1 pseudogene is annotated in these 720 nt (G+C 66.1%); it reads right to left on the minus strand.

Features of this window, described 5'->3' with window-relative positions:
* Positions 1-12: 12 nt before the first annotated feature.
* Positions 13-629 (minus strand): annotated as a pseudogene (locus tag LUZ64_RS36785) (transposase).
* Between the last annotated feature and the right edge of the window lie 91 nt (positions 630-720).

The raw sequence follows: 720 nt of genomic DNA on the forward strand, positions 1-720 counted from the left end.
CAGTGAGAATTTTCAGCGTGGGCGCTCCAGGGTGAGGATGGCTGCGGCGATGGCGGTTATGCGGTTGGAGCTGCATCGGGCTTTGTGGAAGATTCGCCTGGGCTTCGGCCTTGCGATGCTTCCGTTTGACTGGTGCTCGTGCCGCTGACAGAGCCCGGTTGATTGTTCGCTGGGTCGTGGTGAGGTCCCGGCCGGGCAGCGCGGGCGAGATTCACAGCAGGTTGCCGGTGGGATCGGCCGTGACCTGCACGCTCACGCCGTGACGGCGGTGCTTCTGCGAGAAGTCGGCCCGGCTGTCGCCGACGCGGTCACACTCAACGAGCGTCCCGTCGAGCAGGGCGTGATCAGGGTCGGCTTCCCGCAGGACCTGCAGCAGTCCGGGCGCCTGGCGGGACAAGTGTTCGACGATGGCTGTGGCATGGGCATGGGCAGTGCCGACGGACATCCCGAAGCCGGCGGCGATCTGTGCGAGCGGTCGTGCCGGCGCAGGTAGACCAGGCCGAGGAGAGCACGCTGGTGAGGCGGCAGCTTGCGGCGTCGGTCACCCTCACCTCACGGGTGACAATGAGCATGAATACCCACTCGACCAGAGCATGAGGAAGGTCGAGTGCGGCAGGATGGGGAACCAACAGGGCTCCTGTGCCGGTGGGTTGAGACTTCGAACACCTCCCTCAACGGCGCGGGAGCCCTGTGCGTTGCGGTCCTCGTCCTGACTCGGTC

The sequence above is a fragment of the Streptomyces albireticuli genome, assembly GCF_021228125.1.
GTDB classification, from domain to species: Bacteria; Actinomycetota; Actinomycetes; order Streptomycetales; family Streptomycetaceae; genus Streptomyces; species Streptomyces albireticuli.